Source organism: Mesorhizobium sp. M7A.F.Ca.US.006.04.2.1 (assembly GCF_004022915.1).
GTDB lineage: Bacteria > Pseudomonadota > Alphaproteobacteria > Rhizobiales > Rhizobiaceae > Mesorhizobium > Mesorhizobium ciceri.
The window spans coordinates 1-7,871 of the sequence record NZ_RZQA01000223.1 but is presented as its reverse complement, the minus strand read 5'-3'; the positions used below and the strand labels follow the sequence as shown (position 1 = coordinate 7,871).

The 7,871-nt window shown below is 62.0% G+C and carries 9 protein-coding genes; 7 read left to right on the top strand and 2 right to left on the bottom strand.

The window, feature by feature from the left end:
• Positions 1–875: UDP-glucuronic acid decarboxylase family protein (locus tag EN925_RS14235; protein ID WP_164894209.1), on the bottom strand; the 875-nt coding region annotated here is incomplete at its 3' end.
• A 711-nt stretch (positions 876–1,586) separates the two neighbouring features.
• On the opposite strand from EN925_RS14235, the gene EN925_RS14230 reads away from it, so the two are divergent.
• The 6 genes from EN925_RS14230 (at position 1,587) to EN925_RS14205 (ending at position 6,022) form a co-directional block, all read left to right on the top strand.
• The gene (locus tag EN925_RS14230; protein WP_013532492.1) at positions 1,587–2,192 is read left to right on the top strand and encodes a hypothetical protein; all 606 of its coding nucleotides are present in this window, start codon (positions 1,587–1,589) and stop codon (positions 2,190–2,192) included.
• 62 nt (positions 2,193–2,254) lie between these two features.
• Positions 2,255–3,109 carry a 23S rRNA (adenine(2030)-N(6))-methyltransferase RlmJ gene (locus EN925_RS14225; RefSeq protein WP_024504300.1) on the top strand — a complete coding sequence of 285 codons (855 nt, stop codon included), beginning with the start codon at positions 2,255–2,257 and terminating at the stop codon, positions 3,107–3,109.
• A 194-nt stretch (positions 3,110–3,303) separates the two neighbouring features.
• A complete protein-coding gene (locus EN925_RS14220) occupies positions 3,304–3,756 on the top strand; it encodes a hypothetical protein (RefSeq protein WP_127368186.1) in 453 nt (150 codons plus the stop codon).
• Between the two features lie 135 nt (positions 3,757–3,891).
• The gene (locus EN925_RS14215) at positions 3,892–4,473 is read left to right on the top strand and encodes a TetR/AcrR family transcriptional regulator (protein WP_127368187.1); all 582 of its coding nucleotides are present in this window, start codon (positions 3,892–3,894) and stop codon (positions 4,471–4,473) included.
• Positions 4,470–5,306, top strand: coding sequence for a DMT family transporter (locus EN925_RS14210; RefSeq protein ID WP_024504298.1), 837 nt, complete (start codon positions 4,470–4,472; stop codon positions 5,304–5,306). The genes EN925_RS14215 and EN925_RS14210 overlap by 4 nt, the downstream gene beginning before the upstream one ends.
• 101 nt (positions 5,307–5,407) lie before the next feature.
• Positions 5,408–6,022, top strand: a complete 615-nt coding sequence (locus EN925_RS14205; protein ID WP_064993149.1) for a LysE family translocator — start codon at positions 5,408–5,410, stop codon at positions 6,020–6,022.
• A 21-nt stretch (positions 6,023–6,043) separates the two neighbouring features.
• On the opposite strand, the gene EN925_RS14200 is transcribed toward EN925_RS14205, so the two are convergent.
• Positions 6,044–6,355 carry a transcriptional regulator gene (locus EN925_RS14200; protein WP_013532486.1) on the bottom strand — a complete coding sequence of 104 codons (312 nt, stop codon included), beginning with the start codon at positions 6,353–6,355 and terminating at the stop codon, positions 6,044–6,046.
• 574 nt (positions 6,356–6,929) lie between these two features.
• On the opposite strand from EN925_RS14200, the gene EN925_RS14190 reads away from it, so the two are divergent.
• Entirely contained in the window at positions 6,930–7,397 is a 468-nt protein-coding gene (locus tag EN925_RS14190) for a histone (RefSeq protein ID WP_128336636.1), read from the top strand.
• The last annotated feature ends 474 nt before the right edge of the window (positions 7,398–7,871 follow it).

The following is a 7,871-nucleotide window of genomic DNA, read 5'->3' as shown; positions in this document are numbered from 1 at the left end:
GGCAGCGGCCGATGCACGATCTTCGATCGGGCGTTGGTGTAATCGACGACCAGCGTCGCCAGTTCCATGATGGTGAATTCGGCAGGGTTGCCGAGATTGACCGGGTGGGCGGGCGCGTTCGGCGCATTCATCAGCCGGATAAAGCCCTCGATCAGGTCGTCGGCATAGCAGAAGGAGCGCGTCTGCTGGCCGCTGCCATAGACGGTCAGGTCCTCGCCGCGCAGCGCCTGGACGATGAAGTTCGAAACCACACGTCCATCGTCGGGCTGCATGCGGCGACCGTAGGTGTTGAAAATGCGGGCGACACGAATATCGAGACCATAGGTTCTCGAATAATCGAAGAACAGGGTTTCGGCCGAGCGCTTGCCTTCATCGTAGCAGGAGCGCGGCCCGTGCGTGTTGACGTTGCCGAAGTAGCTCTCGGGCTGTGGATGCACGAAGGGATCGCCATAGACTTCGGACGTCGAGGCCTGGAATATCTTGGCCTTGTTCTGTCGCGCGAGTTCCAGAAGGTTCAGCGAGCCAAGCACGCTTGTCTTGAAGGTGTGGATCGGATCTGCCTGGTAGTGCGGCGGAGAGGCTGGGCAGGCGAGATTGTAGATCTCGTCGCACTGAAGGTCCGAAGGCAGTGCATCGACGATGTCGTGCTCGATGCAGCTGAAGCTCGGATTGCGCTGAAGGGCATTGAGATTGTATCTTTTGCCGGTGTGGAAATTGTCCAGCGCGACAACGTCGTATCCGTCCCGCAAAAGACGTTCGCACAGATGCGAACCTAAAAATCCCGCTCCTCCGGCGACAAGGGCGCGTCGTCGGCTTTGGCTGGCGTCCTTTTGGCTGCCGGATTCCAGTTTCAGAACCTTGACAAGCTTAGTCATGCTTTCCTCATACGCACCGAACACGCTACCGCCGGGCCGGGACAAAGCATCGCCCGGCCACGTTCCTGAGAACGTGGCAAACCTCCGCATCTGCGGAACCGCCATCACTGATGTGCGTCAATTGTTCTTTGGCTTTCGCGAAGCTGGTGCGACTACACAACCTCCGTGCTGCCGCTCAGCATTCTCCGCGCCCCGAAATCGCGATCACACGCCCGGTGTCACCATCGATTGCTCGCCCAAATTGCACATCCCAACGCATCGAAAATATACCTGTGGAAATTATAGTCAACTAAATTAGCAATTTCTTAACCAAATGCGCTCGCGAATGGTTAATCATGAAAGCGGCTACGGCCTCTCGGATCGAAGCATGGCGCACAAGGCAAATCCTGTTTACGAATCAGCATATTGGCTCGATCGACGTCAACATGTTGCCGGACGCGGCAAGCTGTCCCTTGAGGTAGAATCAAAACCTGACAGCAAGAACGGCCAAGAATGAGCCGACAGCAATATTCAGCGCGGCGCGCGAAATACACGGCTTAATTTTTGAGCGCATAGGTAGAACGTTATCGGCATTGTTGCGCAGCCACGCCGCCAATCTGGTTGCGCTCGCACCCCGCACGGTCCACCTCCAGGGTGGCTGCCGCAACTGGCCATCGCCTTTTGGCCGTCGGGGCGCTATTGGCAAGGTTACGATACGCCATGGTGATGTGAATGCGCTTTCTGTTTGTCCTGATCCTGCTTGTCGGCGCCGGCGTCGGTGTCATCTATCCCTGGGCGATGAGCAATTTCTCCGGGCACGAGATCGGCACCTGGCGGGTCTATGAGCAAGGCCGTTTCAAGCCGCTGACGGTGCCGCTCTCCGGCCGCGATGCGCCGGTGCGGGTGCTGGTCGACCTGACCGCAAGAGCCGAGCGCATCGTCTCGCAGCAGCGCACCGTGCTGACGCTGACCGCCGCCAGCAATGGCCGCACGGTGCTCGCCTCGACGCTGCAGTTCAACCATTCCGACAATCCTCGCCAGGCCAGCCCGCAACTGCCCGACAAGATCTTTCGCGACGAGGCCGGCGTCATCGCGACCGTCAGCCCGGGTCCCTACGTCTTCACCGTCGGACCGGGTGATGCCGACGACATACCGATGCGGGCTGTCGATCTCATCCTGCGCTCCGGCGCAGGCGAGATCGACAGCCGTGCACGGCCGGTCGGCTTCGCGCTGATGGCGATCGGCCTGATCGGATTTTTGCTGACCTTGCGCACTCGAGGCGGTCGGCCGGAAAATCCGAACTCTCAGCCGCCACCGCCGCGCTGGGGCAGGGGCTGATGCATGTCGCCCAAAAGTGTGCAGCGGTTTTGGGACAACGACATGCATAACGGCACAAGACGATGAACTACCGCCACGCTTACCATGCCGGGAATTTCGCCGACGTCGTCAAGCATGTCGTGCTGACGCGCTTGCTCGAGTATCTGAAGCAGAAGGACAAGGCGTTTCGGGTCGTCGACACCCATGCCGGCATTGGCCGCTACGATCTGTCGTCGGCCGAAGCGCAGAAGACGGGTGAGTGGCAAGGCGGCATCGGCAGGCTGATCGATGCCCCGTTTGCCGCGCCGGTGGCAGCACTGCTCGCGCCTTATCTGGAGACAATACGGTCGCTCAACCCTGAGGGTGGCATCCAGAAATACCCGGGCTCCCCGTTGATTGCGCGCCATCTCATGCGCAAGCAGGACAGGCTGACCGCGATCGAGCTGCACCCCAAGGATGCCGCGAGGCTGAGGACGTTCTTTGCCGGCGATTTCCAGGCCCGGATCATCGAACTCGATGGTTGGCTCGCGCTCGGCGCCCATCTGCCGCCGAAGGAGAAGCGCGGCCTTGTTCTCATCGATCCGCCATTCGAGGAAGCGGGTGAGTTCGATCGCCTCGTCGACGGGCTCATAAGGGCGCACAAGCGCTGGCCAGGCGGCATCTACGCGCTCTGGTATCCGATCAAGGACCGCAAGGCGATCATCGCTTTCCGCAAGGCGCTGAAGCAATCGGGCATCCCGAAGCTGCTCGACATCGAATTCGAGATCAGGCCGGCCTCTTTGGAACCCAGCCTCGACGGCAGCGGTCTGCTGGTGGTCAATCCGCCGTTCACGCTGGAGGGCGAGCTGCGGACGCTGCTGCCGGCCCTGCACAGGCTGCTTGCGGTGGGGCGGCCGGCGCACTGGTCGTTGGAATGGCTGGCCGGCGAGCAGGCTTGAGGCGGGCTCATTGACGACCCGGGACCCGCGCTCTTTTGGATCCGGGCATGAACGTGCCAGAGCCATTCCGGTGCCGTGTAAATTCGGCTTTGGTCGAAAAGCAGTTTCAAACTGGGAAACCATTGTCAACGCAACCGCTTGACCGCCGCCGAGCGAATCCGCACAGTGCGCACAATCGACCTTGAGAGGCTGCCATGACTCGCTTCGCCAAATCCGCTCTTGCCGCCCTGATTTCGCTCTGCACCCCGCTTGCCGCGCCTCTCGGTATCACCCAGACCGTGCAGGCCGCCGATCTTACGGTCTATTCCGATGAAGACAGCGGGGTCTGCGGTCAGCCTTGGGTACTGAACAAGATCACCAGCCGCTTTTCCTATCAGGTGCATCACGTGCCGCATCTGCCGGATGTAGAGATCACTGATTTCCGGCGCATTCACCAGCATCGCTATCTGGCGGCCGACGATACCTGGCCGATCGGTCGCCGTTATTGCGGGGCCACCGTCAGCCTGTCCGACGGCCGCGATCGCACCATCTGGTACCTGATCGAGGAAGGCCAGGGCTTTGCCTCGATCGGCGACAATGTCGAATTCTGCGTCTCGGGCTTCGACCGCTGGATGGTCTACAACGGCCGCTGCCGCATTCTGCGCTAAACCCGGTTTCCCCTTCCAATCTCTTTCGCGCCTGTGGCTTGATCGGCTGCAGGCGTTTTTCGTGCTGCGTTGACAGCTGGCGCGATCCGTCGCATAGATATGAGGCAGACCTGTCTCACCACCTTGGTATGCGCCATGACACCATCGCCCGTTTCCGATAAGCGCCAGCACGTCCTTGAAACGGCCTACGTGCTGTTCAAGCGCGCCGGTTTTCATGCGACGGGTATCGACCGGATCATCGCCGAAGCCGATGTGGCCAAGATGACGATGTATCGCCACTTCCCCAGCAAGGACGAATTGATCGTCGAGGTGCTCGACTATCGCGCTATGCGTTTCGACCGCCAGCTCGACCGGCTCGCCCAGGAGGGCATTCCGCCGGAACAGAAAATCGGAAGGATCTTTGACTGGCATGCACGCTGGTTCCGCAGCGCCGATTTCCATGGCTGTCTGTTCGCACATGCATTGGCCGAGTTCGGCGATCCCGGGCATCCGGTTTTCAAGGCCGTTGTCAGGCAGAAGAACGGCCTCAAGCGGCGCATGCGGTCTATCCTCGAAGAGATGATGCCGCGCGGCCGCGCCGAAAGCGTGGCGGCGACACTGCTTATGCTGATCGAAGGTGCGACCTTGCTGGCGCAGATGGGGCCGGCCGACGCCGCCATTCGCGACGCCCGCAAGGCGGCCATGGGCATCGTCGCTGCTTCGCGTAAGTCCCAATGAGCCCGCTGGTCATCGGGCTCGCATTGTTTGCGGCGATCCTGCACGCAACCTGGAACGCGTTCCTGCGCACGGGGGCCGACAGGTTGTGGACCGTCACCGTCATGAGCTTTTCCAGTACGGCGCTCGCCATCCCCTTAGCCTTCTTCCACGCCCTTCCGGCCGCGCCGGCCTGGTCCTACATTGTGCTCTCGGCCTGCCTGCAGGTTGGCTACAGTTTGTTTCTGGTGGCCGCCTACAGATATGGCGAGCTGGGACAGGTCTATCCGATCGTTCGCGGCAGCGTGCCGCTGCTCGTCACGCTCGGCGGGTTCTTCCTGGCCAACCAGCAGCTCACTCTGCCGCAGACCATCGGTGTCGCGCTGGTCGCGGGCGGCATCATGGGCCTTTCTCTCGGAAGGGGCAGGGCCGCCACGACATCGATACTCTATGCGCTGGCAACGGGAGCGATCATCGCCGCCTATGCGACGGTCGATGCGCTCGGCGTTCGGGCGGCGGGAAACGCCGGCGCCTATACCGCATGGGTGCTGCTGATCTACGGCGCGTTGCTGCCGGCGGCCTTCGTCGCCTGCCGTGGCCGGCTCACAGTCGACCTGGGTGCGCCGGAAACCTGGAAGGCGCTGGGCGGCGGCCTGTTTGCACTTCTGGCCTACGGTGTCGTGGTCGCGGCCTTCGCGCTCGGACCGGCCGGTCCGATCACCGCGATCCGCGAAACCAGCGTCGTCTTCGCGGCCTTCATCGGACGTCTGTTCCTCGGCGAGGTGCTGACGCCGCGGCGGGTCGGCGCCTGCGCCATCGTCGCGCTCGGCGCCATCTGCCTCGGCTATCAGCCGTGACGGAAATGCGCATCGCGCAGTTTCTCGATTTTCCTGATGGCGCCGACAGGTAAACCGGCTAGTCTGGACTCCCGAGAGCGGCATTACCCTCGGGAGTTTTCATGGATCTCGCGACCTCGCTTGCCTTTGCGGCCGCCTTCTTCGTGTTCGCTGCCAGCCCGGGTCCGGACAACATGACGATCATCGCGCGCACAATCTCCAATGGCGCCGCGTCGGGCATCGCCTACGGTGCCGGCACCGTGGTCGGCATCCTCATCTTCCTGATCCTCGCCGCCTTCGGCCTGTCGATCGTCGCCGCCAAGATGGCGATCGTCATGACGGTGCTTCGCTATGGTGGAGCGGCCTATCTGGTCTGGACGGGCATCAGGCTGTGGATGGCGGCGCCCGTCATTCCCGAACTGCAGCCCATCTCAGGACGGCGAGGGCTGTTGATGATTTTTGCCACCGGCATCGCGCTCAATCTTGGCAATCCGAAAATGCCGTTGTTCTACATTGCGCTGTTGCCTAGCGTCGTCGGCGCATCGCTCGACGCAGGTCATCTCGGTGTGCTGATGATGGTGATCGTGGCCGTCGAGGTCGTGGTGATCGGCGGTCATGTCGTCCTCGCCGGTCGCGCCCGCAGCCTGTTGCGCACACCAAGGATCGTACGCCGGGTGAACCGCGCGGCGGGCGGTGTGATGATCGGCGCCGGCGTTGCCGTTGTTGCCGCGCGCTGAGCGGATTGCCCAGTCATCACGCTATTTCCTGCGCGCCGCCGCCTCGGCCTGATCGAGGATCTTGCGCAGGAATGCGGCATGGCCGCGGAACGCGCGCCGTCCGCTCGTCGTCGCCCTGACGCGCGTCTGCGGCCGGCGGCCGACGAACAGCTTTTCGATGTCGACATAACCAGCCCTGGCCAGCGTATCGAGATGCGCACCGAGATTGCCGTCGGTGACGTCCACGATGGCTTTCAGCCCGGTGAAATCCAGCGTTTGCCGCCTTTCCAGCATGCTCAGCGCCGCCATGATCCTGAGCCGAGTGCTCTGGTGGATGATTTCGTCGGCACTCATCGATTGGCTCCGGCGCAGCCAAGCCGGAGGCCGCCGACAACCATGCTGCCGCCGTGGCGGACCGTCTTGGCAATCTCGAACGGCGACAGCGCCGCTTGCTCCTGTGCGATCGACATTGAAATGCTCCAGCATGCTGTACAGAATACTCTGCCATGTAGAGTTATCTGTCAATTCACGAGCAGGCCGATCTGCGTTCGTGCTTGACAAGACGATGCACCGATCGGCTGTCGCATTGCAGTATAGATCGTCCGCCTGCACGAGATGATCGCACCGATGAGGCAGCGGTCATGATATCGGCGACCGACGATCGACACGCAAAGCTGCTCGCTGATCTTCGGAGCTTCACGAGAGGAGCGCTTCCGCGGACTGTGGAGAATGTCGGCGACACATTCTAGCCAATGGTCGAAGATCAGAAGTGAATTTCTGCGACGATCAGCACGACCATGTGCCGATCGTAACCGAAATTTAAGCTGCGAAAATCAGTCTATTGCTTCGCTGGCTAGCAAGCCGCGAGTCAGATATGCATGAGCGCGCCGGGTCATTACGGCCGTCGGCACAAAGGAAGGGGCATCGCATGGCTAAGCAGTCATCCAAAGCGCCGGCGTCCAAGGCACCGGCAAAGAAAGCACCCGCAAAAGCAGCGACGGCAAAGGTCGCAGCTGCAGTGAAGAAAGCAGCACCTGCTGCCAAGCCGAAGGCCGCGGCGGCCAAGGCAAAAGCAGCACCGGCCAAGAAGCCGGCAGCGAAAGCTGCGGCGAAACCGGCAGTGAAGAAGGCGGCACCCGCCAAGGCAGCGGCAAAGCCGGCTGCCAAGGCGGCACCGGCCAAGAAGCCTGCAGCGAAAGCTGCGGCGAAACCCGCAGCGAAGAAGGCAGCAGCACCTGCCAAGCAACCGGCTGCCAAGGCTGCACCAGCCAAGAAGCCGGCTGCCAAGGCTGCTCCGGCAAAGAAGGCTGCGGCAGCGAAATCTTCAGCGCCGGTGAAGAAAGCGGCACCTGCGGCCAAGCCGAAGGCAGCGCCCGCGAAGGCCGGCAAGAAGTAGTCGCGCTTCCCTCGCCGGGGGCGGTGCCGAAACAGTCAAGGGCGGGTGCCTCACAGGGCGCCCCGCTCGTTGTTTAGGCAGTCGGAAGGCGAGAACAGAGGCGGACGGAGGATATCTTTTCGCAGCTCCCAGGACTTCGCCATAGGGCGGAGTCCGGTGGGGCTTTTTTCGTGTCATTCATGCGGGTGATGAAACATCGGCGCGAGGCTCGTCGGTCTTGCCAGTCGGCTGGCGGCTTCGCGCGATCCCGGCAACCATGGTGATGAAGCACCGTCTTCATGGAGCGCTCGCTAAACGGCCCTGGCCGCTGCGTCGCTCGCTGGCGGCTGGGTTTTCCGCTTCTGGCCATTGCCCGATCGCGCCCGATCGGTCAACACTGCCGGCCTGCAAAACAGGAAACGGATCATGCCCAGACTGCTCTATGCGTCGTCTTCTCCCTACAGTTCCAAGGTACGAATGGCGGCAGCCTATGCC